Consider the following 26641-nt stretch of genomic DNA (forward strand, 5'->3'; position numbering starts at 1 on the left):
GGCGGATCCCCGTGTACTGATGGCCTGGTGAACCTGCCGAATGCGCGGGTCGACGACGAGGGGGGCCGGTTTCCGTGAGCGTCTTGGCGTTCCTGGTTCCACTGTTCCTGGGCATCGCCGTGGTCACGGACTTCCGAGGAATCAACAGGTTCATCATGAAGGCGCCGAAGGAGGCGTCCAAGGAAGGGCCGACCACAACCTCCCTGATCACCGGCTGGCTCTTCATCGTGATGTCCAGCGCGGTGTTCGTCTCCGCGCTGACCAGGGCGCTCGTGAGCTGAGCGGCACTCCGGGCGGGACCGTCAGCCCTCGCGACCCCCGTGCCGCGGCGCGACGGCGTCGTGCAATGCCGGGAGAACCACCGCGGCGAGCTGTACCGCGAGGTCCGGCCGAAGTGATTCTCCACGCTCGTCTCCTGCTGTTATGACCTGAAGACTCTGGAAGCTCTGGCGGGCAGCGGGGTTACCCCGATCTACCCATACGAGGGCAGACAGATGCGCGTCTCCATTGCCACCGCGCCCGGCGGTACGAACCCCAACGAAGACTGGGTGGCGGCCACGCCCACGTTCGCCGTGGTCCTGGACGGCCTGAGCACGGCCGGGCTCGACACCGGCTGTCGTCACGGTGTCCCGTGGTATGTCGCCCAGTTGGGCGGCCACCTGGTGGCTGCGCTGGCGGAGCCTGGCCGGCCGCTGGCTGACGGGTTGGCCCAGGCCCTCGACCAGGTCGCCGCGCTCCACCCCGGGTGCGACCTCGGCAACCCTGGGACGCCATCGGCAACGGTCTCGATCCTTCGGGCCGGAGCCGACCACTTCGACTACCTGGTCCTCGCCGACTCGCCGATCGTCTTCGAGCGGGCCGACGACTACCAGGTGGTTACCGACCTGCGGGTCGACTCCGTGGTGCCCGAACTCCGCGCTGAGACCGAACGGTTCGCCACGGGCACGCCGGAGCACGCCGAGGCCGTCCGCCGGATGGTCGAGGCCCAGCGGCTCACCCGGAACACTGTGGACGGCTATTGGGTGGCTACCTCCAGCGGCGAAGCAGCACACCATGCGCTGACGGACACCGTGCCGCTGGCCGACGTCCGGGCGGCGGTCGTCCTGTCCGATGGCGTCTCGCGACTCGTCACCGAGTACCGCGCCGCTTCGTGAGCGGATGCCTTCGCCACCCTCCGGGAGACTGGCGCTGACGGGTTGATCTCGACGGTCCGGAAGGTCGAGGCCACGGACCCTTAGGGGCCCCGCTGGCCGCGCTTCAAGTCCGGCGACGACGCGACCGTGGCGTTCTGCCAGCTGCCGTAAGTCATCCTGGCTGCTCCTCGTGCGTGCCACAAGGAGGTTCTCAGAGCAGCGATCCTTCGAGAAGAAGATGTTGGCATCAACTAGAAGCAGTGAGGAACTGCAAGCAACTACGAGGAACTAAGAGAGCACGTTTCATGTGGCTTAGTTGATACAGTTCTCTTGTTGCTACTCGCTGACAGCAAGATCCTGTCAGCTGACAACTAAGCAAGTTGGTCCATGAAGCCTGGAAGCAACGAATGATTGCTTCACTAGCTTCTACAACAGAACGCCCGGACCTGGCGGCAACCAGACCCGGGCTCCTGTGTAGAGAGATCGAGTGAGTCCGGCCGACTAAGCAGCGGCCGGGCTTCCTCGTGCTAGCCCTGGGCGCTCGTCCGGTTCTGCTCTCGACCACGGGGGAGCGCTAGTTCAGCGCACCAGCTGCTCTACGCAGCTCGCGATAGCTGTCACCGCCGTAAGTGCTGCAATGAGGATCTGCCTCCAAGAGGGCCTACCCTCCTGCGTCTTGGCAGGTGGCCGCCGCTTTCCCATGTTTGCCCAGCTCCTCGGGTTGAAATGCCCCGCAGTGCGAGGTCCTCGGCCGCTCGCCGAGGCGCGCGAGACCGTTGGAGCTGAACATCAATCAGCATACCGGTTGAGAGCGTGCGTTAAGACGTTTACGGCGGCGATTACCCTTGATTAAGGCATTGACTTCGGACATGTCCGACCGATGCAGCATTGGGGTAGGGCGGCGGCCCGGGGGCCGCGCCCCGGGCCGTCTGTGGGCCGTCCGGCGTCGATCAAGGGCGGCCAACGATGGTAACTGTTGACGGCTCAACCCGAGGTCAGAGCCCCTTGATCAGGCCCGAAGAACCGACAGGCCAGACCCAGGGCAAGAAGTAACGCCCGACTGCTTGCAGGCCCCGCCTCCCGGTTCGCCGGGGGGCGGGGTCTCTGTCGTTCCGGGGGGTGTCGTGTCGGTGGGGGTGGTCAACCGGCTTGTGTGGCAGGGGAGTTGCGGTCGGCGAAAATGGTTCAGACCATTGACGGGTGGTGGCTGCTGCTCCTACCGTGAGGGCACCGGCTGGCGCAAGCATGCCAAGGATCCCCCTGTCCTGGCCGCCGCACCCCCACGCGCGCGACCGCGCCCCGGCGCACTCTCCATCCACCCCCACGGAGGAGCACCATGCGCACACGTCACATCGTCGGGGCGGCCGTCGCCGCGCTCGCGATCCCGCTCACCTTCGCGCTCCCGGCGCAGTCCCACGGCTACATCTCGACGCCGCCCAGCCGGGCCGCGCTCTGCGGAGCGGACGCGGTGGCCTGGGACTGCGGGGACATCCAGTGGGAGCCGCAGAGCGTCGAGGGCCCGAAGGGCTTCCCGAACTCCGGGCCCGCGGACGGCACCATCTGCGCCGGCGGCAACTCGCGCTTCGCGGAGCTGGACGACCCGCACGGCGGCGCCTGGCCAGCCACGTCGGTGCGGGCGGGCCAGCAGCTCACCTTCACCTGGAAGTTCACCGCGCGGCACGCGACCACGAGCTTCAAGTACTACCTGACCAAGGCGGGTTACGACGCGAGCCGGCCGGTCACCAGGGCGAGCCTGGAGCTGACGCCCTTCCTGACCGTCCCCTACAACGGCCGTCAGGTGCCGAGCACCCTCAGCCACACCGCGACCCTCCCGAGCGGGCGGACCGGCCACCAGGTGGTCGTCTCGGTCTGGGAGATCGCCGACACCGGGAACGCCTTCTACTCCTGCACCGACGTGCAGTTCTGAGACCCGCCCCGAGGCCCCGGAGGACGTGTCCGGGTGCGCGGCCGCCGGTCGTGGCGGTCGCGCACCCGGGTGGTCGGGGCGGACCGGGGCGTCCTCAGTGGCCGCAGCAGCCGCCGTCCACGCCGCCGCACTGGCAGGGCGCGCCGGACTGGCAGCCGCAGCCGCAGCCCGGACCGCAGCCGCAGCCGGCCGCGAGGACGGGCAGCAGCCTGGGGGCGGGCGGCGTGGAAGTGTCGTGGGCCGGTGCCGGTCGGGTGGGGTTGGCGTTCATCGTGCTGAACCCTCCTAGTGACGGGCACGCGTCGGTGCCCACGGCTTCGAGTGAAACCGCCGATCGGAGGGAGCGTCAACGGGCGCGCAGGGGTGGGGAGTACGAAGAGCCGTGCTTCCCCACCACCCCCGCCGCGGGTTTACCCACCCCGAGGGGTGAGCGGCCGCCCCGCCGAGCGGGGCGGCCGTGCCGGCGCGGCCGGCGGTCACTCCGTGGCGGCGGCCTCCGAGGAGGCCACGAACTCGGCCACGTGCTCGCCCGTCACCAGGTACACCACGCGCTTGGCGACCGACACCGCGTGGTCCGCGAAGCGCTCGTAGTAGCGGCCGACCAGGGTGAGGTCGACGGCGGTCTCGATCCCGTGGTGCCAGCGGTCGTCGATCAGGTGCGACAGCAGCTCGCGGTGCAGGGTGTCGATCGCGTCGTCGTCCTGCTCCATCTCCAGGGCCTTGTCCACGTCCTTGGTCGCGATCACCAGGCCCGCCTTGGCCACCAGGCGCTGGGCGAGCTGCCCCATCTCCAGGACGGTCGAGTGCAGGTCGCCGGGGACGGCCGAGTCGGGGTAGCGCATCCGCGCGACCTTGGCGACGTGCCGGGCGAGGTCGCCGCAGCGCTCCAGGTCGGCGCTCATCCGCAGCGAGGTGACCACGATGCGCAGGTCCGTGGCGACCGGCTGCTGGCGGGCGAGCAGGTCGATCGCCCGGTCCTCCAGCCCGTGGTGCAGCTCGTTGATCTTCTCGTCGGCGGCGATCACGCTCTCCGCCAGCGCCAGGTCCGCGTCGAGGAGTGCGGTGGTGGCCCGGCCCAGGGCCGAGCCGACCAGCCGGGCCATCTCGACCAGGCTGTCGCCGATCGCATCGAGTTCCTCGTGGTACGCGTCGCGCATGCTCTCTCCTCAGAAGCTGTGTCGGTGGCGGTGCCGACCGGTCCTCCCGTCCGACCGTCGCCGTGACGTCCGGGTTGACCGCTGCTGGTGGCGCGAATCGTACGCGCGCACCCGGGACGGCGGCCGCTGTTCGGCCCGCCGCCCGCTCCCACACGGGCTGCACGGCCAACTCTGCGCCGTTCGGGCGACGGTGCACGGCCGGTGCGGTGAATCGGCAGCTACGTGGAGGTGAATTCTCGGCAACGCGTGGCCGATGCCTTGATCCAGGCCTTGGGGAGTGCCCTGGCCGTACGCTTACGCTGGCCACATGGACGTGAACGTGGCCGCCGCCGCTGCCTGCGCCATAGCCGGGCTCGGCGTCGGCCTCACGGCCTCCATCGCCTTCCGTTGGAGCGAGCGCGAGCAGGCCAGGGGCAGGTACGGCGGCACCAGCAGCAGGACCCGTGGTCGCCAGCAGGTGCTGGGCACCGCCACCCCGGAGCCTCCGCTCCCGCCGGGGGTGGACACCGTGCTCTCCGTGCTCCGCTCCTGCGCGATCGTGCTGGGCGAGGGCGACGAGGTGGTCAAGGCCAGCTCCGCCGCATACGCGATGGGCCTGGTGCGCGGCGGTGCCGTCGCCGTGGACCCGATGCTGTCGCTGGCCCGCGCCACCCGCCGGGACGGTGAGATCCGGCAGGTCGAACTGGAGGTGCCCCGACCCGGCGCGGCCCGCGCGGCCGAGCCGCTGGCGGTCTCCGTCCGGGTCGCCCCGCTGGGCTCGCGGCTGGTGCTGGTGCTGGTCGAGGACCAGACGGAGCGCCGCCGGGTGGAGGCCGTCCGCCGGGACTTCGTGGCCAACGTGAGCCACGAGCTGAAGACCCCGGTCGGCGCCCTGTCGCTGCTCTCCGAGGCGGTCGCGGACGCGTCCGACGACCCGGAGGCGGTGCAGCGCTTCGCCGGCCGGATGCAGATCGAGGCGACCAGGCTGGCCAGCCTGGTCCAGGAGATCATCGACCTCTCCCGGGTCCAGGACGACCGTCTGATGGTCGACCCGGAGCCGGTCGCGGTGGACGAGCTGATCGCCGAGGCGATCGACCGCTGCCGCCAGCAGGCCGCCGCCAAGCAGATCCTGATCGCGGCCGGCGGCATCGCCGGCCTCTACCTGCACGGCAACCGCGGCCAGCTCGCCGCGGCGCTCGGCAACCTGGTCGAGAACGCCGTCAACTACAGCCCGCCGCGCACCCGGGTGGCGATCGCGACCCGCCGGATCTCCAGCGCCGCGGCGCTCGGGGAGGCGGACGGCGAGCTGATCGAGATCTCGGTCACCGACCAGGGCATCGGCATCTCCGAGAAGGACCGCGAGCGCGTCTTCGAACGCTTCTACCGGGTGGACCCGGCCCGCTCCCGGGCGACCGGCGGCACCGGCCTCGGCCTCTCCATCGTGAAGCACGTCGCCGCCTCGCACGGCGGCACGGTCTCGGTGTGGAGCGTCGAGGGCCAGGGCTCCACCTTCACCGTCCGGCTGCCCGCCGGCCAGGCGCCCGAGTCCGACTCCGACGCCGAGGTCGAGTCCGCAGACGCCGACGACCTGCCCGACGAGTGGGACGACGACCCGTCCGACAGCCGGTCCGACAGCCGGTCCGACAGCCGGCCCGACGACCGGTCCGACAGCCGGTCCGACGACCGGCCCGGCCCCGACGCCGGCCGCGCCGGGACCGCCACCACGCCCACCCAGACCCTCACCACGGACCGGACGGCCGACTCGGGCCGCGCGGACCGTTCGCTCCCCACGGGGGAGCGGGAACAACCCCTGTCAGACCCAACCCCACAGCTTGCCCCGGAGGCCCGATCGTGACCCGAGTACTGGTGGTCGAGGACGAGGAGTCGTTCAGCGACGCCCTCTCGTACATGCTCCGCAAGGAGGGCTTCGAGGTGGCCGTGGCCGCCACCGGCCCCGACGCGCTGGAGCAGTTCGAACGCAACGGCGCCGACCTCGTCCTGCTCGACCTGATGCTGCCGGGCCTGCCGGGTACCGAGGTCTGCCGCCAGCTCCGGGTGCGCTCCAACGTCCCGGTGATCATGGTGACCGCCAAGGACAGCGAGATCGACAAGGTCGTCGGGCTGGAGATAGGTGCGGACGACTACGTCACCAAGCCCTACTCCACCCGTGAGCTGGTCGCCCGGATCCGCGCGGTGCTGCGGCGCCGCGGCGAGGACGGCGGCCCGGGCGAGAACGGCGGCGGCCCGGGCGCCCTGGAGGCGGGCCCGGTCCGGATGGACGTCGACCGGCACGTGGTGACCGTCGACGGCGCCAAGGTCGACCTCCCGCTGAAGGAGTTCGACCTGCTGGAGATGCTGCTGCGCAACGCGGGCCGGGTGCTCACCCGCATGCAGCTGATCGACCGGGTCTGGGGCGCGGACTACGTCGGCGACACCAAGACCCTGGACGTCCACGTGAAGCGCCTGCGGGCCAAGATCGAGCCGGACCCGGGCGCCCCGCGCTACCTGGTGACGGTCCGCGGCCTGGGCTACAAGTTCGAGCCGTAGACCGCAGGTCCGACGTGATGCGGAAGGCCCCCGCCGGCAGTCGCCGGGCGGGGGCCTTCCGCATCACGCCCGGCGGCCCCTGGGGGCCGCCGGAGCGCCGTGGTGCCTCAGTGGGTGCCGGCGGACGGGCTGCCGGACGGGGTGCCCGCGGCGGGCGTGGTGCCCGCCGGGGCGGCGGTACCGGACGGCACGGCCGCACCGGTGGTGGCCGGGGCGCCCGGGGTGGTGGCGCCGGCGGCCGGGGTGGCCGCGGCGGGGGCGGTGCTCTTGGCGGGCACGGCGACCGGGCTCGCCGTCGGGCCGAAGCCCTTGTAGAGGCCCTTGTTCGGGCTCACACCGGCCAGGGTGTCGACCTTCTGGCCGTCCTTGAAGGTGAAGGTGGTGTTGACGAAGCCGCCGACCTGGACGGTCACCGAGGCGACCTTGGCGGACGGGTTGCCGTCGCCGCCGATGGCCACGGCGCCGTTGGCGGGGATGACGATGCCGGTCAGCGGGGCGCCCGCGGCGTCGGCGAAGGAGGCGGTGGCGGTGCCGACGGTGATCGACTGCAGCTCCGCCGGCACCAGGCCCGTGTTGGCGATGTTGACGGTCACGTTGGCGGGGCCGGTGTGCTCGCCCGAGGACTCGTCCCCGGTGACGACCACGATGTTGTTCAGGCGGAGGTCCGTTCCGAGAGTGGCCGCAGCGTTGTCCGGCTTGATCTGCAGGGTGTCCGGCGAGTTGCCGGCGGCGCAGGACGACAGCGAGGCGATGGCGATGGCGGCGATGGCGGCGATGCTGCCGCGTCGAAGGCTGCGGCTCACGGCGGCGGCTTCTCCTAATGGGTCACGTGTCGGTAGGTCAGGTCTCAGATTATCGACCTCACTTATGCGCTCCTCACGGGGTGGTCCCCCGTGTCGCACGACCGGGGTCCGCCGGGCGCCCGTCCGGCCGCACCGATGGCGTGTCCAGGTCACTCCCGGGACAAGCTTCGACCAAGATCGAATAACGATGTGGATACGGCCCGATAAACGGTGAAAACTCAAGATCCAATCACGGTTTCGCGAGTGTTGCGCGAGGTTTCGTCGAGCGCCGGAACCGCCTCCGACCTGCGGGAAGCCCCTCTCGAACATCGGTCGCAGCACGTCATGGGGGTGGTTGTCAAGCCCCGAGACCTGCCCTGACCTGCGAAAACGCCCTTCGGGTGCGCCGAAAAGCGTGTTATTCTGGAAAGCCACGGAAGGGGTCCTGTCACATGACGTTCAAGGTTGGCGACACGGTGGTCTACCCCCATCACGGGGCCGCGCTGATCGAGGCCATCGAAATTCGCCAGATCAAAGGTGTGGACAAGACCTACCTGGTGCTCAAGGTGCAGCAGGGAGACCTGACGCTCCGCGTGCCCGCCGAGAACGCGGAGTTCGTCGGCGTGCGCGATGTGGTCGGCCAGGAGGGTCTGGACCGGGTCTTCGAGGTGCTGCGCGCACCGTACACCGAAGAGCCGACCAACTGGTCCCGTCGCTACAAGGCGAACCTCGAGAAGCTCGCCTCGGGCGACGTTATCAAGGTCGCCGAGGTCGTGCGCGACCTCTGGCGTCGTGAGCGCGAGCGCGGCCTGTCGGCCGGCGAGAAGCGCATGCTCGCCAAGGCGCGCCAGATCCTCGTCAGCGAGCTCGCGCTGGCGGAGAACACCAACGAGGACAAGGCGGAGACGCTGCTCGACGAGGTGCTCGCCTCGTAGTGCAGTCGGGCTTCCGCCCACCGCTCACAGCGCCCGGTGCCGGCGCGCCGCTCCCAGGACCACGTGTCCGGGGGTGGTGCAGTGGCACTTCGGGCGCTGAGGCGTGTCCGGACGACGCCTCCGGCCCGACCGGGTCGGGGTCCGCCACGACGCGGCCGGGCCTGCCGGGCCCGGGGCCGCCAGACCGATTCGCCGTGCAGGACCGATTCTGCGGGTTGTGCGGCGGGTGTGGTGGACCGTGGTTCTTCGGAAGGGGCCCTCGCGCCCGCCGGGCACGCCAAGGCCATACCCACTTCGCCGAAGGAGTGAAACCTGAACGCCTCAGCAGCAGTCGCAGCAGCAGTGGTGCCCGCCGCCGGACGCGGTGAGCGGCTGGGGCCCGGTGCCCCGAAGGCCCTGCGGGAACTGGGCGGTGTACCGCTCCTGGTGCACGCCGTACGGGCGCTGGCCCGCAGCCGGGCCGTCGGCCTGGTCGTGGTCGCCGCGCCCGCCGACGGGGTGGCCGAGGTGGTCGCCCTGCTCGACAGCCACGGCCTGGACGACAAGGACATCCGGGTGGTGGCCGGCGGCGCGACCCGCCAGGAGTCGGTGCGACTCGGCCTGGCCGCCATCCCGGCCGACGTGGAGGTCGTGCTGGTGCACGACGCGGCCCGCCCGCTCGTCCCGGTCGAGGTGGTGGACGCCGTCGCGGCCGCCGTCCGGGCCGGGGCCGTCGCGGTCGTGCCCGCGGTGCCGCTGGCCGACACCGTGAAGCGGGTCGAGCCGAACCCGGGACTCCCCGAGCCGGTGCTCGACACGCCCGAACGGGCCACCCTGCGCGCGGTGCAGACCCCGCAGGGCTTCGACCGGACCACCCTGGTCGAGGTGCACGCCAAGGCGCTGGCCGAGGAGAGCGCGGGCGCCGCCGACGCGCCGCCGGTCACCGACGACGCCGGCCTGGTGGAGCGCTACGGCGGCCGGGTCGTCGTGGTGCCCGGCCACGAGGAGGCGTTCAAGGTCACCCGTCCGCTGGACCTCGTGCTCGCCGAGGCCGTACTCGCCCGCCGGAGGGCCTCCGATGCCTACTGATCCACTGCTCCCGCCCGTCCCCCGGGTGGGGATCGGCACCGACGTGCACGCCTTCGAGGCCGGCCGCCCGCTGTGGGTGGCCGGACTGGAATGGCCGGACGCCGGGTTCGGGCTGTCCGGGCACTCGGACGCCGACGTCGCCGCGCACGCCGCCTGCGACGCGCTGTTCTCGGCTGCCGGGATCGGCGACCTGGGCGCGCACTTCGGCACCGACCGGCCCGAGTGGGCCGGCGCCTCCGGGGTGAAGCTGCTCGGCGAGGCCGCCCGGCTGGTGCGCGAGGCCGGCTTCGAGATCGGCAACGTCGCGGTCCAGGTGATCGGCGTCCGACCGAAGATCGGCAAGCGGCGGGCCGAGGCGCAGGCCGCGCTGTCGGAGGCGGCCGGTGCGCCGGTGTCGGTCTCCGGGACGACCACCGACGGCCTGGGCCTCACCGGCCGGGCCGAGGGGCTCGCCGCGATCGCCACCGCCCTGGTGTACGAACGGCGTTGAGCCCGCACGGCGGAGGCCTCGGAAAACTCCGCCGCTGACGGGTGTTCAACGGGGGCTGCCGGGGCCCGGGTCGATAGTGTTCGGCGCGGGCCCGCTCCGGCCGTTCCGCGCCGTCCCGCCGGGTCCGCCCCACCGCCGACGAGAAGAGGTTCCCGATGAGCGCCCAACTCTCCGACCGTGCCAAGGCCCTGGTCGACGGCAAGACCTTCGCCGTGATCACCACGATCCAGCCCGACGGCAGCCCCCAGTCCTCGGTGGTCTGGGTCAAGCGCGACGGCGACGACATCCTGTTCTCCACCGTCCAGGGCCGCCGCAAGCACCTGAACCTGGTCAAGGACCCGCGGGCGACCCTCCTGGTCAACCCTCCGGACAGCCCGTACGAGTACTTCGAGGTGCGCGGCTCGGCCACCATGACCACCGAGGGCGGCCGGGAGCTGATCGACGAGCTGGCCTTCAAGTACCGCGGGGAGCAGGTCTACGGGTGGGACGGGCCGGACGACGTCCGGGTCGTGGTGCGGCTCACCCCGCGCAAGGTGGTCGGCAGCATCTGACCGCCGTCCGGGCCCGGGATTCCGGGGGAATGTCGCGGGGCACCCCCCGCCGCCCACTACGCTTGACGCTGTGAGCATTCGCCTGTACGACACCAGCACCCGCCAGGTACGCGACTTCGTCCCGCTTGTACCGGGTTGTGTCTCGATCTACCTGTGCGGCGCTACCGTCCAGTCGGCGCCACACATCGGGCACATCCGGTCCGGGCTCAACTTCGACATCATGCAGCGGTGGTTCGCCTACCGCGGCTACCAGGTGACCTTCGCCCGGAACGTCACCGACATCGACGACAAGGTGATCGCCAAGGAGCGCCAGCTCGGCACCCCGTGGTGGCAGATCGCCTACGAGAACGAGCGCGCGTTCAACGACGGCTACACGGCCCTCGGCTGCCTGCCGCCGACCGTCGAGCCGCGGGCGACCGGGCACATCCCCGAGATGATCGAGATGATGCAGGTGCTCATCTCCGCGGGGCACGCCTACGCGGCCGACGGGAACGTCTACTTCGACGTGAAGTCGTACCCCGACTACCTCGCGCTCTCCAACCAGAAGCTCGCCGACCTGCGCCAGCCCGAGGGCGAGGGCGAGACCGGCAAGCGGGACCCGCGCGACTTCGCGATGTGGAAGGCGACCCGGCCCGGCGAGCCCAGCTGGGACACCCCGTGGGGTCGCGGCCGCCCGGGCTGGCACCTGGAGTGCTCGGCGATGGCCCACAAGTACCTCGGTGCGGCCTTCGACGTCCACGGCGGCGGGCTGGACCTGATCTTCCCGCACCACGAGAACGAGATCGCCCAGTCCAAGGCCTACGGCGACGACTTCGCCAACTTCTGGGTGCACAACGCCTGGGTCACCATGGCCGGCGAGAAGATGAGCAAGTCGCTGGGCAACTCGGTGCTCGTCTCCGAGATGGTCCAGCGCTGGCGGCCGATCGTGCTGCGCTACTACCTGGCCGCCCCGCACTACCGCTCGATGATCGAGTACAGCGAGGAGTCGCTGCGCGAGGCCGAGGCCGGCTTCGGCCGGATCGAGGGCTTCGTCCAGCGCACCGTCGAGCGCTGCGGCCCGGTCGAGGCGGCGCCCGAGGTGCCGCCGGCCTTCGCCGAGGCGATGGACGACGACCTGGGCGTGCCGCAGGCGCTCGCCATCGTGCACACCGCCGTCCGCCAGGGCAACAGCGCCCTGAACGCGGACGACAAGGAGAACGCGGTGGCGCGGCTCGCCGAGGTCCGTGCGATGCTCGGAGTGCTGGGTCTCGACCCGCTCGACCCGCACTGGGCCGGGGCGGAGCGCGGCGAGGACCTGCACGGCGTGGTCGACTCGCTGGTCAGCCTGGTCCTGGACCAGCGGCAGGCGGCTCGTCAGCGCAAGGACTTCGCCACCGCGGACGCCATCCGCGACCAGCTCGGCCTCGCCGGGCTGGTGATCGAGGACACCCCGTCCGGCCCGCGCTGGACGATCAACAACCAGTAACCCCATCTGACGATCGGGGTGAGGGTGGGCCGTACCGGACCGGTGCGGCCCTCCCGCATGACGTAGCGCATGCCGCCGGCCGCCGCCGGACAGTAACGGGGCGGCCGGGCATGCCGGACAGACAGGAAGTACAGCCATGGCCGGCAACAGCCAGCGCAGGAACCGCCGCAACCCCGGATCGAAGAAGGGCGCGTCTGTCGGTACCGGCGGGCACAGCCGGAAGGCGCTCCAGGGCAAGGGCCCGACCCCGCCCGGCGCGGAGCGCAAGGGCCACCCGAAGCAGCGCGCCGCCAACGCCGCGGTCAAGCGCGAGCGGGACGCCAAGGCCCGCGCCGGCATGCGCCGCGCCGGGGCCGGCCGCGGCGGCCGCGGTGGCGCGGGCAGCGCCGAGCTGGTCTTCGGCCGCAACTCCGTGGTCGAGGCCCTGCAGGGCGACGTGCCGGCCAACGCGCTGTACGTCCAGCAGTTCATCGACACCGACGACCGCGTGCGCGACGCCTTCCAGGCCGCCAACGACCGCGGCATCCCGCTGATGGAGGCCCCGCGCGCCCAGCTGGACCAGATGACCGGCGGGCTCAACCACCAGGGCCTGGTGCTCCAGGTGCCGCCGTACGAGTACGCGCACCCCGACGACCTGCTGGTCGAGGCCTCCGACGCCGGCCAGGACGCGCTGATCATCGCGCTGGACGGCGTCACCGACTCGCGCAACCTCGGCGCCGTGGTCCGCTCCGCCGCCGCCTTCGGCGCGCACGGCGTGGTCATCCCCGAGCGCCGCGCGGCCGGCATGACCGCCGGTGCCTGGAAGACCTCCTCCGGTGCCGCCGCCCGACTGCCCGTCGCCCGGGCCACCAACCTCACCCGCACCCTGGAGGCCTACCAGAAGGCCGGCCTGATGGTGGTCGGCCTGGCCGCCGACGGCGAGGCCGAGATCGGCGACCTGGAGCTGCTGAACGGTCCGGTCGTGATCGTCGCCGGGAGCGAGGGCAAGGGGCTGTCCCGGCTGGTATCGGAGACCTGCGACATGCGGGTGCGGATCCCGATGTCCGGGCTGACCGAGTCGCTGAACGCCGGCGTCGCGGCGGGCATCGTGCTGTACGAGGCCGCGCGGCAGCGCGCCAAGCGCTGACGCCGTGAGCCGTGAGCCGTGAGCCGTGAGCCGTGAGCCGTGAGCCGATGCCGGACGGCGTGAGCCGACGGCAGGCGTCCTGAGCCGACGGCAGGTGCTCCGCGCCGAGCGCGCGGAGCACGGCCGGCGCGGAGCACCTGCCACGGAGCACAGAGCGGGGCCGGCGCGCAGGGGTTCTTCCGAATCCTCCGCAGTCCGGCTGGAAAGCGATCGGGCCCGACCGGGCCCGATCGCTTTTTTCATGATCACTTCAAGTGTGCGCCGGACATCCACCCGGGAGAGTGTCCTTAGCGGCCGTCACCCGGTTAGACCGGGCGTGGACACCAGAACACCTCGGCGCCCCCTGTTCGGCGGCGGCAGCACCGGGATAGAAGCGGGCCCCGGCCTCGACACCGTCAAGGTGTCGTCCGACCCGGCGCGCCTCAGCAGCACCCAGGCGAGCTTCCGGCTCCGGCTCGGCACCCCGGTGGCGCCGTTGATCGAGGCCCCGGCCGGACTGCTGTCCACCGGCGCCGCGTTCGGCGACCCGTACGCCAACCAGGGCCTGATCCGTCGTCCGCTGGTCACCCCGCAGGTCGTCGTGCCCGCCTCCGCCGTCCCGGCACTGGCGGGTGCCGGCGGAGGCGGTGCGCCGCGCCGCAAGGGCCGCGTCACCGCCGTCACCTGGACCGGCCAGGCACCCCCCGGGGACCTCGCGGCCACCCAGCTCCTGGAGGCCGTCCGGCTCACCGGCTCCGGGGGCGGCGGGGTCGGCCTCGCCGAGTCCGACACCCAGGTCATCCCGTCCTACACCGGCGCCCGGACGGTGCCCCGCCAGCCCCGCGAGGGCTCCGGCACCGCCACCGACGCCGGCGTCGGCCCGGTCGGCGTGCCGCAGGGCTGGACCCCGAGCGGCGAGCTGCCCGAGGTCTCCGCGGCCGCCGCCGACGGCCGGCAGGCCTGGTACCCCGGCCGCCGCGTCGACCTCGGCCTGGTCCTGCTGCCGCTGCGCGCCGTCCTCGGCTCGCTGTCCGTCTACGCCGGCTTCAGCAAACTCTGCGACCCGGTGTACTTCGACGGCGGCGAGCGCGGTTCGATGATGCGCTGGCTCTCCTCGCTGCACCCCTGGAAGGTCGCCGAGCCGCTGCTGGCCTTCGCCATGGCGCACCCCGTCGGCGCCGGGCTGGTGGTGTCGTTCACCGAGATCGTGGTCGGCGTGCTGACGATCCTCGGCCTCTGGCAGCGGCTCGCGGCCGGGGCGGCGATGCTGCTCTCCGCCGCACTGCTCTTCACCGTCAGCTGGCGGGCCGTGCCGGTCTACGACACCCCCGACCTGATCTTCCTGGCGGCCTGGAGCCCGCTGCTGATCGCCGGTGCGCCGTTCGCCTCCCTGGACGGACGGCTCAGCCTGGAGGCCTGGCGGCGGTACGGCACCGACGCGCCCGCCGCGCTGCGCCGCCGGGTGCTGCGCCGGGGCACCGTGGTCACCACGGTCGTCGTCGGGGTGACCCTGCTGCTCGGTTCGATGCTCGGTGCGGCGGTGCGCACCGGTGCCCGGCCGCACCAGGCGCCGGCCCGTCCGGCCACCGACTACGGCACACCGGTCTGGCCCTCCGGGGCCCCGACCGGCCCCTCCACCGGCCAGGGCCCGTCCACCCCGCCCTCGCCGTCCTCCGCCCCCCGCCCGGCCACCCCCACGCCGAGCCCGACCGCCCCGCCGTCCTCCGCCCCGGCCAGCCGTCCGGCCGCCCCGACGCCGAGCGGCAAGGGGCACGCCACCAAGACCGAGGGCGGCGCCAGTTCGGCCCCGGCCCCGGCCGCGCCGACCGCCGCCGCACCGGCGGCCGGTTCCTCGCCCGCCCAGCGCAGCACCCCGGCCCCCGGCGGCTCCGGCACGGCGCCCAAGCCCAGCCCGAGTTCCGGGTCGGGATCCGGGTCCGGACTGCTCGGCGGGGTGCTGGGCAGCGGCCCGCTGGCCGACCTGTCCGGTGGCGCCCGCTCCTCCCGTCCGGGGGCGCCGACGTCCACCTGACGGTCCGGTACGGCAGTGGGCCGGATGCTCCGTGGGGGAGCATCCGGCCCACTGCCGTGGCGTCGCGGGCCCGGTCGCCGTGGCGGGTGCCGCGGGCCCGGTTGCGGTGTCGCGGCCTCCTCGGCGGGCGCTGCGGCCCCGGTCACCGCCGGCGGTTCACTGCGGGGCGCGGCCGGCCCCGGCGGCGAGCTCCTTGGCCGCCTCCGTGAGGTCCTTCGCGGTGTCGATGGCGCGCCAGTACACGCCCTGCGGCAGCTGGTAGCCCGCCAGCCGCTTGCCGCGCGCCAGTTGGGGGAACGTGGTGCGCTCGTGGTCGCCCACGTCCGGCAGCAGCTCGGCGAACTCCGGGCTGAACACGTACAGCCCGGCGTTGATCAGGAACGGTGAGGGTGGCGCCTCGATGAAGTCCAGCACGTTGCCGAACTGGTCGGTCTCCACCGCGCCCCAGGGGATCCGCGGCCGGGCCAGCGCGAGCGTGGCGACGGCGTCCCGCTCGTGGTGGAAGGCGGCCATCTCGCGCAGGCTGAACCTGGTCCAGATGTCGCCGTTGGTGGCGTACCAGGGCTCGTCCGGGCGGGGCAGCGCCCGGGCCGCGTACTTGAGGCCGCCGCCGCGCCCGAGCGGCTCCTCCTCGACCACCGTGCGCACCCGCAGCGGCAGGTCCGCCTTGTCCAGCCACTCCTGGAGCACGTCGGCCAGGTGACCGCAGGACACCACCACGTCGGTGACGCCCTCGGCGGCCAGCCAGGCCAGCTGGTGACCGAGGATCGGGGTGCCCGTCCCCGGGATCTCGACCAGCGGCTTCGGGCGGTCGTCCGTGTAGGGCCGCAGCCGGGAGCCCTGGCCGCCGGCCAGGATCACGGCCTGGGTGACGGGCGTCGTGGTCGGCCGGGGCGAGCGGGGGGAGCGGGACGGCTGGGACGCGAGGTCGGCGGTGGGGCCGTAGTCAGCGGTCATGGCTGAACAATAAGGCGCGGACCGGGCCGTGGAGCCGGGGCGGCTCCGCGGCCCGGTCCGGGCTGCGGCGCCTGCTGCGGGGGTGCGGGGGAGGCCGTCGTGGGGCTCCGGCGCCCGGCGTGGTGCCGGGGGCCGGCCGGGGGGGGGGCGTCAGCCCGCGATGCCGGCGGCGAACGACCCGTCGCAGACCGGGCGGGCGAAGGAGCGGGCGCGCTGCACGTCGCCCTGGTACTTGCGCACCGCGGCCTTGCCCAGCTCGGAGGCGAGCGAGCTGCAGTACGGCGTCAGCGACGGCTGCTCGCGCATCGAGCGCTCCAGCAGGTCCAGCGCCGCCGACGGGTTCTTCGCGCGCAGCTCGTCCAGCAGTGCCACCCGCAGCGACTCCTGCGGGGCGAGCGCGTCCGAGGAGCGGTCCGCGGCGGCGGTCGCGGTGCGGCCGATCCCGGCGCCGTCCCCGCTGGACGCGGCCACGACCTGCTGGTCGAGGCCGGTCGGCGGGGCCCACGGCACGCGGGTCACGGCGAGGGTGCCGGTGGTCACCAGGACGACCGGCAGGGTCAGGGCGACGGTCTGGCCGATACGGCGCACAAGCTGCTTCACGCTCAGGAGCGTAGCGGTGGGTGCGGGCCGGATCGCCCTCCGTTACACCATCGAGTGACACCGTGTCCGGGTTCGTCCCCGCGCCGTGTTGACGCGGGGGTGTACGGACGGAGCCCGTCGGACCGGGGCAGGTCCGACGGGCTCCGCACGGCGGTGTGCCCGGGCGCACCCGGGCCGCCCCGTCAGCTGCTCAGGCGGGCGCCCGTGCTGGTGGAGAACACGTGGGTCTCGTCGGCGATCGGCACGACGTGGATCGTCTCGCCGCGGGCCGGGATCTGCCGGCCGTGCACGCGGACGACCAGCTCCTTGTCCTCGCCGCCGATCTTGGTGGTGCCGTAGACGAAGCCGTCCGAGCCGAGCTCCTCGACCACGTTCACCGTCACCGCGACGCCCTCGATGCCGCCCGCCGGGACGATCTCGAAGTGCTCCGGGCGGATGCCGACGGTCACCGTCTTGTCGGAACCGGCACCGGCCAGGTCGTCACGCGAGACGTTGACCACCGAGCCGCCGAACTTCACGCCGCCGTCCACCAGCGGGACCTCGACCAGGTTCATCGCCGGCGAGCCGATGAAGCCGGCCACGAACAGGTTGGCGGGCCGGTCGTACATGTTCCGCGGGGAGTCGACCTGCTGCAGCACGCCGCCCTTGAGCACCGCGACCCGGTCGCCCATGGTGAGCGCCTCGGTCTGGTCGTGGGTGACGTACACCGTGGTGATGCCCAGGCGGCGCTGCAGGCCGGCGATCTGGGTGCGGGTCGACACGCGGAGCTTGGCGTCCAGGTTCGACAGCGGCTCGTCCATCAGGAAGACCTGCGGCTGGCGCACGATCGCGCGGCCCATCGCGACGCGCTGGCGCTGACCGCCCGACAGCGCCTTCGGCTTGCGGTCCAGGTACTCGGTGAGGTCGAGGATCTTCGCGGCCTCCTCGACCTTGGTGCGGATCTCCGACTTGTTCACGCCGGCGATCTTGAGCGCGAAGCCCATGTTCTCCGCGACCGTCATGTGCGGGTACAGCGCGTAGTTCTGGAACACCATCGCGATGTCCCGGTCCTTCGGCGGCAGGTGCGTGACGTCCCGGTCACCGATCCGGATCGCGCCGCTGTTGACGTCCTCCAGGCCGGCCAGCATGCGCAGGCTGGTCGACTTGCCGCAGCCCGACGGGCCGACGAGCACGAGGAACTCGCCGTCCGCGATCTCCAGGTCCAGCGCCGCCACCGACGGGTCCTTGGCACCGGGGTAGATCCGGGTCGCCTTGTCGTACGTGACAGAAGCCATGGTCGTTCTCTCCTTCACCGGCAGGAACGTGCCGGACGATCCGAGTAAAGGGGGGTTGGTTCGTCTCCGTCCGCCCACCCAGTGGTCTGAACCACTGCGCAGGCCGACTCCCGGCGACGCTACCTGCGCTCGCGCCGCTTGTCAGCCCCCGTCCCGCCCGATTTCGGCATCGGTTCCATCACGCCCACCCACCCCGCCGACCCCCGGATATCCCCCCACCCCACCACCCGGGCCCGGTAGACTGCCCCCGGTGCCGCCGTGATCCATCGCGGACGGCCACCGTGCCTCCTTAGCTCAGCTGGCCAGAGCACCGCTCTTGTAAAGCGGGGGTCGTCGGTTCGAACCCGACAGGGGGCTCTCGTTTCCACCTCGGATGAGCTGCAGTTTTGGCCTTCTGGGGGCTTCATCGCCGGCCTCGGACTTCTTGTCCGAGGCCGTTTGCGTGAGCGGATGGCCCGGTGAGCTGGGTGTTCGTGGTGGACTGGGCAACCTTGCGCGGCCTGTTCGCCCGGGGTACGAGCCGGGCCGCCGCCTCTGCGATCGCCCGGTCGACCTGCGGAAGCAGAGTCGTGTACGTGTCCGAGGTGATGCCGATCGAGGAGTGGCCGAGCATCTCCTTGATCGAATGCAGGTCCGCGCCCGCCGCGTGAGCGAGCGTGAGGGATTCCGCTCTCCTTGCGGTCGGCCTACCAGGAGCGAACTCCTGGACCTCATCAGGGTTTTCGTGTTCCGCATGCCGAAGATGCGACTGGGGTGGGCGCCCTCTCTCCCCGGGACCAGCGGTGTCCGGCTCCCTGGGCTTGCTCGACCCCGGGGCCACCTGACGCCTTCCAGCGTCCGGGTCCTTCCCGCCGACTACTGACCATCAGCGCGGGTCCTACATGACGAGGATTCCTCAAGGGTTCACTCTCGTTCGCCCGTCCAGCCTTCCCCTCGCCTGTCGCTCCTCGATGACCAAGGTGCGCTTGGGCTTGAACGCTCAGCTTCACACCCCGCCGTTGCCAGCGACGCATGTGAGCGCGGGGACGGATTCGGACACAAATCCGGAGGCATTCCGCTTTGACTACCTCTTCACACGATCAGCCTCACTTTGAACAAGCGACCTCACGCCGCGCAGCAAGTCGTGGGGTAAGGAGTCCTTACCCCAGCCCGCGCCCCTGAGGGTGGAGCAAGTTGTCGCGCATGACGGTCCTACGGTCTTCGCGCAGCCACCAGCTGGGCTCTCCGCCGGGAGTCCCATGGGTCTGCTTGCTGACTGAGTGGCTCCCGGTCGGACCTTCGCTTGGCCAAGCTACGGGCGGATGACGATCGTGCTGATGGTGCCATTGCCCCAGACGGTGGTGTTCATCATCATTCGGCCGTCCAGGGACGCCGCAGTGAACTCCGGAACGAAGCGAGCGGTGAAGAGCGTTGCGAACCCGCTCCTCAGAAGATCCACCTCGCTCCCCACGAGGTCCCAGTCGTCAAGTAGCCGCACCCGAAGCCACACCGTGTAGGGCTCTTCGTCCGGATCTTCTCCGAGGTCTGCGCGGCTGACTGCGAGCAGAAACTCCCGGTTCCCGTCGAAGAGCCCGTACTCCGTCGCCATCCGGAGCCAGCTCGCGTTGACCTTGTCGGCCATGTCCGAAGCGTCTAGATCGGCAACCTCGTCCTGGTGAGAGTCGAACCGCCCGTGCTCGGGCCTGGCGCTCGCGGGCGAGTGGTAAGGCGGAAGAGGCGGCAACTGGACCTCCCCGTGGACCCGTTCGAGGAAGCGAAACCCGGCCGGTGCGAGCAGGTTACCTATCTCGGCATCGGTGAGAGTCACAGCGGCACAGTAATCGCAGGTCACGCCCTCCTGGTCAGAGTTTCCGGGAGAACCAAAGATGCGGTCAGCTGTCGAACCACACGATGAGTCGGACGTTCTCTCCGCCGTGAACATCAGCGAGGGCACTCATGGTCTTCCACACCGGCGCCCACTCGCCGTCTTCTGGCACGGCATCCCGGCGCACCATTCGCACGACACGAAAGAGGACCCCGTCCTCCACCCACTCAGCGCCTTCCGGCCTGTTGTGGCGACCCCGGAACGATTTGCTTGTCAGGACCCAGCTCCGGTCCGGCGTCCGCGTGTACCGCTGCACACGCTCGTCCACGGCCTCGGCGGGCTCGTCCCAGTCCACCGCAGCCAGTTCCGCCCAGCTGATCCAGGACGGGCTGTGACCACCGGGCGCCCATGCCTCGTAGGACTGCCGGGTCTGGGACGACACGTCGGCGGGTAGGCCCCGCTCTCCGGCCAGTGGGCGGAAGCCGGCATGGTTCCGCACGCCGAACAGGCAGCCGAAGGCGTCGTAGCTTCGACCGCCGTACAACAGATCCAGGTCTATCGCTGCATTCCAGTGCGCGTCGTCTTCGTCGAGCGTTCCGTAGGTGGCCCGGCACTCCACGAAGCCATGTATGTCGGCTCCCATGCGATCGGATTCTCCGGGCCACACAGACAAACTGCCATGAGTTTTCAGGACGTCCGACCCGATTGGACGCGTCGAAGCGGACGTGACCGCGGTCGGCCGAGCCTGAGGACCTACAACCGTGGCAGGGCCAGTCAGCCGGTGATCTCGGAGAGCCTTCTCCGCAGACGCTCCTCAAGGTCGAGGTTGTCGCCTCGGGTGGTGGTCTGCAGGAGTTCCGTGATGACCACGAGCTCGGCGAACCTCCCGGCGGGGGTGTCGAGGATGTGCCCGAGCCGCCGCCGGACTTCTGCGGCGGTGTCCGGCACGAGGAGGCTGTACGAGTACAACAGCGCCGCGTCGTATCCGGCAGGCGCGATGCCCCAGCCTTCCCAGTCGAGGACGGTGAGGACGGGGGCGGTGAGGTTGGCCCAGTGCAGGTCACCGTGGGCGGTCGTCCAGGCCGGCACCCTGGTGTCGATTGGGAAGCCCAGATACTGGGGCATGGCGCGGTCCAGGTATTCCTGCCGGACCGCCACTCGGTCGCAGGGAACGGCGGCGATGGCATCGAGGGCGGTGCTGAGTTCGTCCCACCAGGCGTCGTCCAGGTCAGGAGCTTCCCGGAGGATCGGCTCGTGGGTAGTGATGGTGGAGGCGGTGATCTTGTCGTACAGCTCCGCCAGGTAGACGTGCTTGCCCTCGGTCCAGGTACGCCGCTCTCGCAGGCGTGGCCTGGGTACCGCAGGAGGCATGAGCCGTTCTGCCTCCTGCGGTCCCTCCCAGAGCTTTCCGCCGGCCTTGTCAGCCGGGGTGGACACCAGCCGGAGCCAGCCCTCGCCGGATGCTGTGGCGACCGCGCGACCGAGGGTGCGTCCGCGCCAGCCCCACGCTTCGCGGGAGCCGAGCGGCGTCGCGTCGAGCGCCGCTGCTGCTGCGGCATGCATCCCGCGCATCCGCCTGGCGGTGTCCGGCTCAGGTTCCGAGTACATCAATGACCCTTCGGAGTACGTCCGGAGACAACGGCGGTTGGCTGACGGTGTCGGCGGCCCGCATCCAGTGTCCCGGGTTTCCCGTCGAGAGGAGCACGCGCTTCACCCCTGGGGCTGAAGCAACGACGGCGAGGGCGGTCTCGACAGGGGTCTTGCCAGGGGTGATCAGCTCGGACAGTTCCGGGGTCACCATGCCGGGGATCTCGCCGCCGTGGAGCGGGGCAGAGGCGAACACCTTCAGTCCCGCATCCAGGGCATCGGCCAACGGGCCGTGTCCGTCGAGAGCCTGGGCGACGGGCGCAAGGTGGACGAGGGAGACCGGGAGCTGGATGGCCCGCAGGTGATGATTCGGCCCGCCGGCCTTGGCCGCGAGTTCGATCAGCGTGGGTACGTCGAAGAGGCCGTTACTGAAGCCGCGCCAGGTCGCCACTCCATAGGCGCTGATGATCTGTTGGCTGCATGCCTCCTCCAGTGCCAGGAATGCGGTGTAGAGCCGGTCGGTGATCTCGTCTTCCGGGCAGCCGTGTTCGGGGTTGTGGACGAACACCAGATCGGGCACCCGGCCGAGCATGCGCCTGCTACGGGCGAGCTGCCAGGCGATGTAATCCGGGGCGAGGCAGTGCCCGCGTTCGGCGTCGGCTGCGGACAGGGCACCGGCTCGCACACCGATGTGCGTGGCGCCGGCAGGGACGAAGCCCACCTTCGTGGAGACGAGCAGATCCGGGTAGGCGGCCAGAACCACGGCGAGCGAGGTCTCCGCTTGGCCCCGTTCGTAGTTGGGCGCGGTGTCTATCCAGTCGGCACCTCGGGAGGCGGCCATCAGCGCGGCCTCGGCCACATCGAGGCAGCGGTAGGTGCCGAGGCCCAGCCGGGCCGTCATTGCGCACCTCCGATCGCGGCGGCCTGGCCGTCTACCAGCCCCGTCACGACACCGGCCGCCTGCCCGAGAGTGATGCCTGCGGCCTGTGCGAGATCGGCCAGCCGGTGAGGTTCCCCGTCGGCGAGGAGCGCGAGTATCGACTCGGCCTTGGCGGCAAACGTCCACTCCTCACCTCCGGCGGTCAGCCGGACGGTGCCGTCGGGCATGGCCGCGAGCGCGGGCCGCGTGGTGACCAGGCGCACCTGAAGGTCAGCATCCGGTGGGGCCGCCGTGATGTGGGGCAGCGACGGCGCGAGGCGGGCTCGCTCGGTGGCGTCGCGAGCGGAGGAGAAGCGGGCGATCAGGTCGTCGTGTTCCAGCTCCGTCCCGATGAGCTTGCCGATCGTATCCAGGAAGGCACGCTGTTCCTCGGCGGCCCCGAAGCGCGGGATGTCCGCCCGGACGGCCTCGTGGGCGCGCAACATCTCCGACAGCCAGGTGATCAAGTCGGCGCCCGTTGTGCTCTGCAGCCCGCACGTGACGTGCAGCGAGTGCTGGCCCTCGGAGGCGGCAACGGCGTGCCACCAGCCGCGGGGCAGGTAGAGCACATCGCCGGCGGTGAGTACCAGATCGGCGACGGGCTCGTCGGGCGGCGGCTCGGGTGTCTCGACGTCGCGGTGCATCGGCATCGTTCGGGTGGGGCCGTAGATGCGCCAGCGCTTCGCGCCGTCGAGCTGGACGACGACCACGTCGTGATCGTCCCAGTGGACGCCGAAGCCCTCGGTGCCGGTCCAGGAGGCGTACAGGTTGGCTTGCACGCCGGTTCGCAGCCATCGCTCAAGCTGGCCGGCCAGAGCACCGATGCCGGGGTGGAGTTCGTCGGCGGCGTCCAGGACCAGCGTGGCACCCTCGGCGAGACGCTTGTGCAGTTCGGAGGGCTGAAGCTGGTGCCAGACGGTGTTGCGCCGGGTGGTGATCGGCCGGGAGTACGTGTGCGCGGGCAGCTGCTCCCCGTTGGTGGCGAGTCGGAAGCGAGGGGGTTCGAACCGGTGGTGGGTCAGGATGGCGTTGAGGTCATCCCAGCTCATGAGTCCGGCGAGTGACGCGGCTTCACCGCGTGCGACCTTGAAGCCGCGGCCGAGCGTCTGGGCTAGGAAGTCATCCCCGCCCAGACGCTCGACCACCCAGAAGTGCTCGGCGGTCATCGTGATGCAGCCGTCAGTCGTTGGTGTCGGTTCGGCCGGTGGAGCCGCCGTCCGACGGCTGCTCGCCACGCGAGCGGGCAGCGGCGACCTTCGTACGGGCGACCAACAGGCCGTCGCCCTCCAGCTCGGTGCTGGTCGTCAGGTTCTCGGGCATGAAGTACTCCTTAGGAATCACGGGGCGGGTCGACTGCCCAGCCCCGTCGTGGGTGCAGCGATGGATCCGTCACCACGGCAAGCCGCTGGCAAGGAACCTCAGGTGCTTGTGCCGCGTGGCTGTTGACCAGCGCGGCCACCCGCATCCCCCAAGCCCGCGTCGGGGCGGGAGGAAGTCTTGTCAGGCACTGGTCGGCACGACATCCCGTGCTTTCGGGGCAGCGGCCCTCACCAGCGCGGTGAGTCGCTCGTCGCCCGAGACGGCGGCGGTGGTGCCGACCTCGAACCAGATCCGTTTGCCAGCGGGGTTCGGCTCGGCGCCCCAGTTCATCGCGAGCGCTGCCACCAGGAACAGCCCTCGCCCGTCGGTGGCGTCGAGGTTGATCCCGCCCGCGGCCGGCAGCTCGTGGCCGACGTCCGTCACCTCGACGCGCAGCCGTTCACCGTCCCAGGACACGCACACCGCGCACGGGGCGTGGGTGTGGGACACGGCGTTGGTGATCAGCTCGCTGGACAGCAACTCGACATCGCGGAGCGCGTCCTCCGCCAGCGGCAAGCCCCAACCGCGCACAGCCCGTATCACCTCCCGCCGGGCGTCCGGCACGGCCTCGGCACTGGGCAGCACGCGAAAGCCGAACGGGGCGGGGGCAGTGGCCTGGCGGGTGGCGACGGACATGAGCGCGGACCTTTCACCGGGACGAGGTCGGCAGCGGGCCGATTCGCGCCGGGATTCACCCGGCAGGTATCTACAGAACCGCCTCCAACGCCGGTGAACCAGAGCAGAATTGAAGCGGCACTGAGGAATCCGTGCTGCAAACCTGGGCCTGACCTGGCCCGTTATGGCTGCAGGCGAACTGACGTACCTCTGGAGGACGCGAGATGGCATCCAGGAGGTCCCGGCTGATCCAGCGCAGGGAGGCGGTTGGCCACACCCAGGAATCCCTGGCTGAAGCCCTCGATGTGGACCGTACGACCGTGGGGCGATGGGAGAGCGGCAGGGGTGCCCCACAGCCCTGGATGCGGCCGAAGCTCGCCCGCGCCCTGGAACTCTCGGTCGACCAGTTGGCCGACCTGCTGGCAGCACCCCCTGCAGCCGCCGAAGCAGTTTCACTGCCCAGCAGCGTCGGCGAGGCCGCGCCTCGTGTGCCTGCCCTGCGCACGGACCGCGACAACGATCTCGTCGTGGCCGTGGCAGCAGACTCGGCAGAGTCCGCGCTCTTCCTTCGCTTCGCGAGCGCGTCCAACGTGGACGACACGCTGCTCGAACAGATCGACGCGGACATTGCGAGGCTGGCAGCGGACTACGTGAGCAAGCCGGTGTCCGAGCTCTTCCACGACATCGGAGCCCTCCGGCGAGGGGTGTTCGACTTACTCCGAGGCCGCCAACACCCTTACCAGACAAGCCATCTTTACCTGCAGGCCGGACGCCTCTGTGGCCTGGTTACCCATGTCGCCCTCGACCTCGGCCAGTACACGGCAGCCGCCACCCACTCGCGAACGGCCTGGCGCTGCGCGGAGTCAGCCGGCCACAACGGTCTCCGGGCCTGGACCCGATCCGTCCAGTCCCTGATCGCCTACTGGCAGCAGGAGCACCGTCAGGCCGCCGAACTGGCCAGAGCAGGGCTGCCGTACGCGGACCGCGGGACGATCGCAGCTCGTCTGCTCAGCCTTGAAGCACGGGCCACCGCCGCCCTCGGTGACAGTGCGAGCGCGCTACGAGCCGTGGAAGCGGCCGCGGCGGCGCGGAGCACAGCAACCGCCGTGGATCTTCCCGGCGTGTTGACGTTTCCCGAGGCCAAGCAGTGGACCTACGCCGGCACAGCCCTCCTTGCCCTGGGCAGCCAGCGTCACGTGAACCGCGCCATCGAGGCGTCCTCCCGGGCTATCGCCCTGTACGAGTCGGCACCGCAGCAGGATCAGTCCTCCGGCGACCTGCTGGCAGCCCACCTCGACCTCGCCAACGCCCACCTCGCCCACGGTGACCTCGACGGCGTGCAGGAGAAGCTCTCGGTGGTGCTGGACGCCGCACCGGACCGGCGAACAGCGAGCATCTCCAGCCGCCTTCGGGCGCTGAGCACTCGTCTCGCCGAACCCGCCTATGCAGGCTCCCCGATCGTCCTGAGTCTTCGTGAGAATGTCAGAGAAGCCTGCTCTCGACCCGCACTCACGAACCCTCCGGAGCTGCCACAGTGACGAGCAACACCGCACAGCAGGACGCCGCTGTTGCCGACAAGTCCATCCTCGCGAACAGCGCCTACGCTGACGAACGCCACCTGGCCGCCCGACAGTCGATCTACCGGTGGCAGCAGCCGCAGTACGACCTGCCCGGGATCGTCGTCGAAGAGCTGGCCGGCACAAGCGGGATCGTCCTCGACATCGGGTGCGGAAACGGCAAGTTCGTCAGTCGACTGCACAAGGATCGCCCAGACCTTCAGGTCGTCGGGATGGACATCTCGGCGGGCATCCTCGCCGACGTCGAAAGGCCGCTCTTGGCGGCCGACGCCCAGGCCCTGCCCTTCGCCGACAACAGCGCCGACGCCGTGCTGGCCCTGCACATGCTGTACCACGTCAGCGACATCGAGGCCGCTATCAAGGAACTGGCGCGGGTCCTCCGACCTGGCGGAGTGCTCATCGGCTCCACCAACAGTGACACCGACAAGCGTGAACTGGACCGGCTCTGGATGAGGGCCGCAGGCGACGTTCTGGGCATCGCTGAGGGGCCAGCGCGTGTCTCCCTCAGCTCGCGCTTCTCCCTGGAGAAAGCCGCCGGCTACCTCGGGGCGGTGTTTACGGACATCCGAGTCCGGGCATTGCCCGGCACGATCGAGGTCACCGACCCAGCGCCGATCGTCGCCCATCTCGCTTCCTACGAGGCATGGGCCGAGCAGTGCGGTGTCCCATTCCAGGAGACCGTCAGTCGGGCGGCTGAGATCGCTGCTGCCACTATCGAGGCCGACGGATTGTTCAAGATCACGTGCCTTGGCGGCTTCCTGATCTGTCGGCCATGAAG

28 protein-coding genes and 1 tRNA gene are annotated in these 26641 nt (G+C 71.0%); 16 read left to right on the forward strand and 13 right to left on the reverse strand.

Annotated elements, in window-relative coordinates:
* Positions 1-74: 74 nt before the first annotated feature.
* The 3 genes from ACIRS1_RS15890 (at position 75) to ACIRS1_RS15900 (ending at position 3060) form a co-directional block, all read left to right on the forward strand.
* Positions 75-281: a hypothetical protein gene (locus tag ACIRS1_RS15890; RefSeq protein ID WP_402839855.1), complete on the forward strand. Its 207-nt coding sequence runs from the start codon at positions 75-77 to the stop codon at positions 279-281.
* 213 nt (positions 282-494) lie between these two features.
* Positions 495-1154 (forward strand): hypothetical protein, encoded by a 660-nt coding sequence (locus tag ACIRS1_RS15895; protein ID WP_402839858.1) that lies wholly within the window; start codon positions 495-497, stop codon positions 1152-1154.
* Between the two features lie 1315 nt (positions 1155-2469).
* Positions 2470-3060 (forward strand): lytic polysaccharide monooxygenase, encoded by a 591-nt coding sequence (locus tag ACIRS1_RS15900; RefSeq protein WP_360211265.1) that lies wholly within the window; start codon positions 2470-2472, stop codon positions 3058-3060.
* 94 nt (positions 3061-3154) lie between these two features.
* Here ACIRS1_RS15900 and ACIRS1_RS15905 read toward each other — a convergent pair whose 3' ends face one another.
* Positions 3155-3331, reverse strand: coding sequence for a hypothetical protein (locus ACIRS1_RS15905; RefSeq protein ID WP_360211267.1), 177 nt, complete (start codon positions 3329-3331; stop codon positions 3155-3157).
* Between the two features lie 205 nt (positions 3332-3536).
* Positions 3537-4217: a phosphate signaling complex protein PhoU gene (gene phoU, locus ACIRS1_RS15910; protein ID WP_402839862.1), complete on the reverse strand. Its 681-nt coding sequence runs from the start codon at positions 4215-4217 to the stop codon at positions 3537-3539.
* A 307-nt stretch (positions 4218-4524) separates the two neighbouring features.
* Here phoU and ACIRS1_RS15915 point away from each other — a divergent pair, with 307 nt between their 5' ends.
* Together ACIRS1_RS15915 and ACIRS1_RS15920 are read left to right on the forward strand one after the other, a co-directional pair.
* Positions 4525-6051, forward strand: a complete 1527-nt coding sequence (locus ACIRS1_RS15915; RefSeq protein ID WP_402839864.1) for a sensor histidine kinase — start codon at positions 4525-4527, stop codon at positions 6049-6051.
* Positions 6048-6743, forward strand: coding sequence for a response regulator transcription factor (locus ACIRS1_RS15920; RefSeq protein ID WP_280725820.1), 696 nt, complete (start codon positions 6048-6050; stop codon positions 6741-6743). The genes ACIRS1_RS15915 and ACIRS1_RS15920 overlap by 4 nt, the downstream gene beginning before the upstream one ends.
* 107 nt (positions 6744-6850) lie before the next feature.
* Here the strand turns inward: ACIRS1_RS15920 and ACIRS1_RS15925 are convergent, their stop codons facing one another.
* On the reverse strand, positions 6851-7546 hold the full coding sequence (locus ACIRS1_RS15925) for a DUF461 domain-containing protein (RefSeq protein WP_402839868.1): 696 nt from the start codon (positions 7544-7546) through the stop codon (positions 6851-6853).
* A 431-nt stretch (positions 7547-7977) separates the two neighbouring features.
* Here ACIRS1_RS15925 and ACIRS1_RS15930 point away from each other — a divergent pair, with 431 nt between their 5' ends.
* The 7 genes from ACIRS1_RS15930 to ACIRS1_RS15960 all read left to right on the forward strand — a co-directional run bounded on the left by ACIRS1_RS15930 (position 7978) and on the right by ACIRS1_RS15960 (position 15171).
* On the forward strand, positions 7978-8460 hold the full coding sequence (locus ACIRS1_RS15930; RefSeq protein ID WP_030244332.1) for a CarD family transcriptional regulator: 483 nt from the start codon (positions 7978-7980) through the stop codon (positions 8458-8460).
* A gap of 342 nt (positions 8461-8802) precedes the next feature.
* The gene (gene ispD, locus ACIRS1_RS15935; protein ID WP_402839871.1) at positions 8803-9528 is read left to right on the forward strand and encodes a 2-C-methyl-D-erythritol 4-phosphate cytidylyltransferase; all 726 of its coding nucleotides are present in this window, start codon (positions 8803-8805) and stop codon (positions 9526-9528) included.
* Positions 9518-10018, forward strand: a complete 501-nt coding sequence (gene ispF / locus ACIRS1_RS15940) for a 2-C-methyl-D-erythritol 2,4-cyclodiphosphate synthase (RefSeq protein ID WP_360211275.1) — start codon at positions 9518-9520, stop codon at positions 10016-10018. The genes ispD and ispF overlap by 11 nt, the downstream gene beginning before the upstream one ends.
* 155 nt (positions 10019-10173) lie before the next feature.
* Positions 10174-10569 carry a PPOX class F420-dependent oxidoreductase gene (locus ACIRS1_RS15945; protein WP_360211277.1) on the forward strand — a complete coding sequence of 132 codons (396 nt, stop codon included), beginning with the start codon at positions 10174-10176 and terminating at the stop codon, positions 10567-10569.
* Positions 10570-10639: 70 nt separating this feature from the next.
* Positions 10640-12034 (forward strand): cysteine--tRNA ligase, encoded by a 1395-nt coding sequence (gene cysS / locus ACIRS1_RS15950; protein WP_402839874.1) that lies wholly within the window; start codon positions 10640-10642, stop codon positions 12032-12034.
* Positions 12035-12170: 136 nt separating this feature from the next.
* A complete protein-coding gene (rlmB, locus tag ACIRS1_RS15955; RefSeq protein ID WP_360211280.1) occupies positions 12171-13160 on the forward strand; it encodes a 23S rRNA (guanosine(2251)-2'-O)-methyltransferase RlmB in 990 nt (329 codons plus the stop codon).
* Positions 13161-13476: 316 nt separating this feature from the next.
* The gene (locus ACIRS1_RS15960) at positions 13477-15171 is read left to right on the forward strand and encodes a DoxX family membrane protein (RefSeq protein ID WP_402839877.1); all 1695 of its coding nucleotides are present in this window, start codon (positions 13477-13479) and stop codon (positions 15169-15171) included.
* A gap of 156 nt (positions 15172-15327) precedes the next feature.
* On the opposite strand, the gene ACIRS1_RS15965 is transcribed toward ACIRS1_RS15960, so the two are convergent.
* The 3 genes from ACIRS1_RS15965 to ACIRS1_RS15975 all read right to left on the reverse strand — a co-directional run bounded on the left by ACIRS1_RS15965 (position 15328) and on the right by ACIRS1_RS15975 (position 18002).
* A complete protein-coding gene (locus tag ACIRS1_RS15965) occupies positions 15328-16128 on the reverse strand; it encodes an NDP-sugar synthase (RefSeq protein WP_402839880.1) in 801 nt (266 codons plus the stop codon).
* 150 nt (positions 16129-16278) lie between these two features.
* Positions 16279-16728 carry a hypothetical protein gene (locus ACIRS1_RS15970; RefSeq protein WP_360211286.1) on the reverse strand — a complete coding sequence of 150 codons (450 nt, stop codon included), beginning with the start codon at positions 16726-16728 and terminating at the stop codon, positions 16279-16281.
* A 182-nt stretch (positions 16729-16910) separates the two neighbouring features.
* Positions 16911-18002, reverse strand: a complete 1092-nt coding sequence (locus ACIRS1_RS15975) for a sn-glycerol-3-phosphate ABC transporter ATP-binding protein UgpC (protein ID WP_360211288.1) — start codon at positions 18000-18002, stop codon at positions 16911-16913.
* Between the two features lie 283 nt (positions 18003-18285).
* Here ACIRS1_RS15975 and ACIRS1_RS15980 point away from each other — a divergent pair.
* Both ACIRS1_RS15980 and ACIRS1_RS15985 read left to right on the forward strand, forming a co-directional pair.
* Positions 18286-18359 (forward strand) — tRNA-Thr (locus tag ACIRS1_RS15980).
* Between the two features lie 101 nt (positions 18360-18460).
* On the forward strand, positions 18461-18652 hold the full coding sequence (locus ACIRS1_RS15985; protein WP_402839885.1) for a hypothetical protein: 192 nt from the start codon (positions 18461-18463) through the stop codon (positions 18650-18652).
* Positions 18653-19293: 641 nt separating this feature from the next.
* On the opposite strand, the gene ACIRS1_RS15990 is transcribed toward ACIRS1_RS15985, so the two are convergent.
* The 7 genes from ACIRS1_RS15990 to ACIRS1_RS16020 form a co-directional block, all read right to left on the reverse strand.
* Entirely contained in the window at positions 19294-19809 is a 516-nt protein-coding gene (locus ACIRS1_RS15990; RefSeq protein WP_402839888.1) for a hypothetical protein, read from the reverse strand.
* A gap of 64 nt (positions 19810-19873) precedes the next feature.
* A complete protein-coding gene (locus ACIRS1_RS15995) occupies positions 19874-20449 on the reverse strand; it encodes a hypothetical protein (protein WP_402839891.1) in 576 nt (191 codons plus the stop codon).
* Positions 20450-20580: 131 nt separating this feature from the next.
* Positions 20581-21369 (reverse strand): hypothetical protein, encoded by a 789-nt coding sequence (locus ACIRS1_RS16000; RefSeq protein ID WP_402839892.1) that lies wholly within the window; start codon positions 21367-21369, stop codon positions 20581-20583.
* Between the two features lie 28 nt (positions 21370-21397).
* The gene (locus tag ACIRS1_RS16005; RefSeq protein WP_402839894.1) at positions 21398-22294 is read right to left on the reverse strand and encodes an aldo/keto reductase; all 897 of its coding nucleotides are present in this window, start codon (positions 22292-22294) and stop codon (positions 21398-21400) included.
* On the reverse strand, positions 22291-23478 hold the full coding sequence (locus tag ACIRS1_RS16010) for a cupin domain-containing protein (protein WP_402839897.1): 1188 nt from the start codon (positions 23476-23478) through the stop codon (positions 22291-22293). The genes ACIRS1_RS16005 and ACIRS1_RS16010 overlap by 4 nt, the downstream gene beginning before the upstream one ends.
* Before the next feature lie 13 nt (positions 23479-23491).
* On the reverse strand, positions 23492-23632 hold the full coding sequence (locus tag ACIRS1_RS16015; RefSeq protein ID WP_167574070.1) for a hypothetical protein: 141 nt from the start codon (positions 23630-23632) through the stop codon (positions 23492-23494).
* A gap of 180 nt (positions 23633-23812) precedes the next feature.
* Positions 23813-24307, reverse strand: a complete 495-nt coding sequence (locus ACIRS1_RS16020) for an ATP-binding protein (protein WP_402839900.1) — start codon at positions 24305-24307, stop codon at positions 23813-23815.
* Between the two features lie 203 nt (positions 24308-24510).
* Between ACIRS1_RS16020 and ACIRS1_RS16025 the strand changes: the two genes are divergently transcribed.
* Both ACIRS1_RS16025 and ACIRS1_RS16030 read left to right on the forward strand, forming a co-directional pair.
* The gene (locus tag ACIRS1_RS16025; protein ID WP_402839903.1) at positions 24511-25824 is read left to right on the forward strand and encodes a helix-turn-helix transcriptional regulator; all 1314 of its coding nucleotides are present in this window, start codon (positions 24511-24513) and stop codon (positions 25822-25824) included.
* The gene (locus ACIRS1_RS16030; RefSeq protein WP_402839906.1) at positions 25821-26639 is read left to right on the forward strand and encodes a class I SAM-dependent methyltransferase; all 819 of its coding nucleotides are present in this window, start codon (positions 25821-25823) and stop codon (positions 26637-26639) included. The genes ACIRS1_RS16025 and ACIRS1_RS16030 overlap by 4 nt, the downstream gene beginning before the upstream one ends.
* The last annotated feature ends 2 nt before the right edge of the window (positions 26640-26641 follow it).

The organism is Kitasatospora sp. NPDC101176 (assembly GCF_044768035.1).
Lineage (GTDB): Bacteria > Actinomycetota > Actinomycetes > Streptomycetales > Streptomycetaceae > Kitasatospora.

Coding starts and splice junctions, on each gene's coding strand:
- ACIRS1_RS15895 (WP_402839858.1), top strand. CDS start 495: ATGCGCGTCTCCATTGCCACCGCGCCCGGCGGTACGAACCCCAACGAA.
- ACIRS1_RS15900 (WP_360211265.1), top strand. CDS start 2,470: ATGCGCACACGTCACATCGTCGGGGCGGCCGTCGCCGCGCTCGCGATC.
- ACIRS1_RS15905 (WP_360211267.1), bottom strand. CDS start 3,331: ATGAACGCCAACCCCACCCGACCGGCACCGGCCCACGACACTTCCACG.
- phoU (WP_402839862.1), bottom strand. CDS start 4,217: ATGCGCGACGCGTACCACGAGGAACTCGATGCGATCGGCGACAGCCTG.
- ACIRS1_RS15915 (WP_402839864.1), top strand. CDS start 4,525: ATGGACGTGAACGTGGCCGCCGCCGCTGCCTGCGCCATAGCCGGGCTC.
- ACIRS1_RS15930 (WP_030244332.1), top strand. CDS start 7,978: ATGACGTTCAAGGTTGGCGACACGGTGGTCTACCCCCATCACGGGGCC.
- ispF (WP_360211275.1), top strand. CDS start 9,518: ATGCCTACTGATCCACTGCTCCCGCCCGTCCCCCGGGTGGGGATCGGC.
- ACIRS1_RS15945 (WP_360211277.1), top strand. CDS start 10,174: ATGAGCGCCCAACTCTCCGACCGTGCCAAGGCCCTGGTCGACGGCAAG.
- rlmB (WP_360211280.1), top strand. CDS start 12,171: ATGGCCGGCAACAGCCAGCGCAGGAACCGCCGCAACCCCGGATCGAAG.
- ACIRS1_RS15965 (WP_402839880.1), bottom strand. CDS start 16,128: ATGACCGCTGACTACGGCCCCACCGCCGACCTCGCGTCCCAGCCGTCC.
- ACIRS1_RS15975 (WP_360211288.1), bottom strand. CDS start 18,002: ATGGCTTCTGTCACGTACGACAAGGCGACCCGGATCTACCCCGGTGCC.
- ACIRS1_RS15995 (WP_402839891.1), bottom strand. CDS start 20,449: ATGGGAGCCGACATACATGGCTTCGTGGAGTGCCGGGCCACCTACGGA.
- ACIRS1_RS16000 (WP_402839892.1), bottom strand. CDS start 21,369: ATGCATGCCGCAGCAGCAGCGGCGCTCGACGCGACGCCGCTCGGCTCC.
- ACIRS1_RS16005 (WP_402839894.1), bottom strand. CDS start 22,294: ATGACGGCCCGGCTGGGCCTCGGCACCTACCGCTGCCTCGATGTGGCC.
- ACIRS1_RS16010 (WP_402839897.1), bottom strand. CDS start 23,478: ATGACCGCCGAGCACTTCTGGGTGGTCGAGCGTCTGGGCGGGGATGAC.
- ACIRS1_RS16015 (WP_167574070.1), bottom strand. CDS start 23,632: ATGCCCGAGAACCTGACGACCAGCACCGAGCTGGAGGGCGACGGCCTG.
- ACIRS1_RS16020 (WP_402839900.1), bottom strand. CDS start 24,307: ATGTCCGTCGCCACCCGCCAGGCCACTGCCCCCGCCCCGTTCGGCTTT.
- ACIRS1_RS16025 (WP_402839903.1), top strand. CDS start 24,511: ATGGCATCCAGGAGGTCCCGGCTGATCCAGCGCAGGGAGGCGGTTGGC.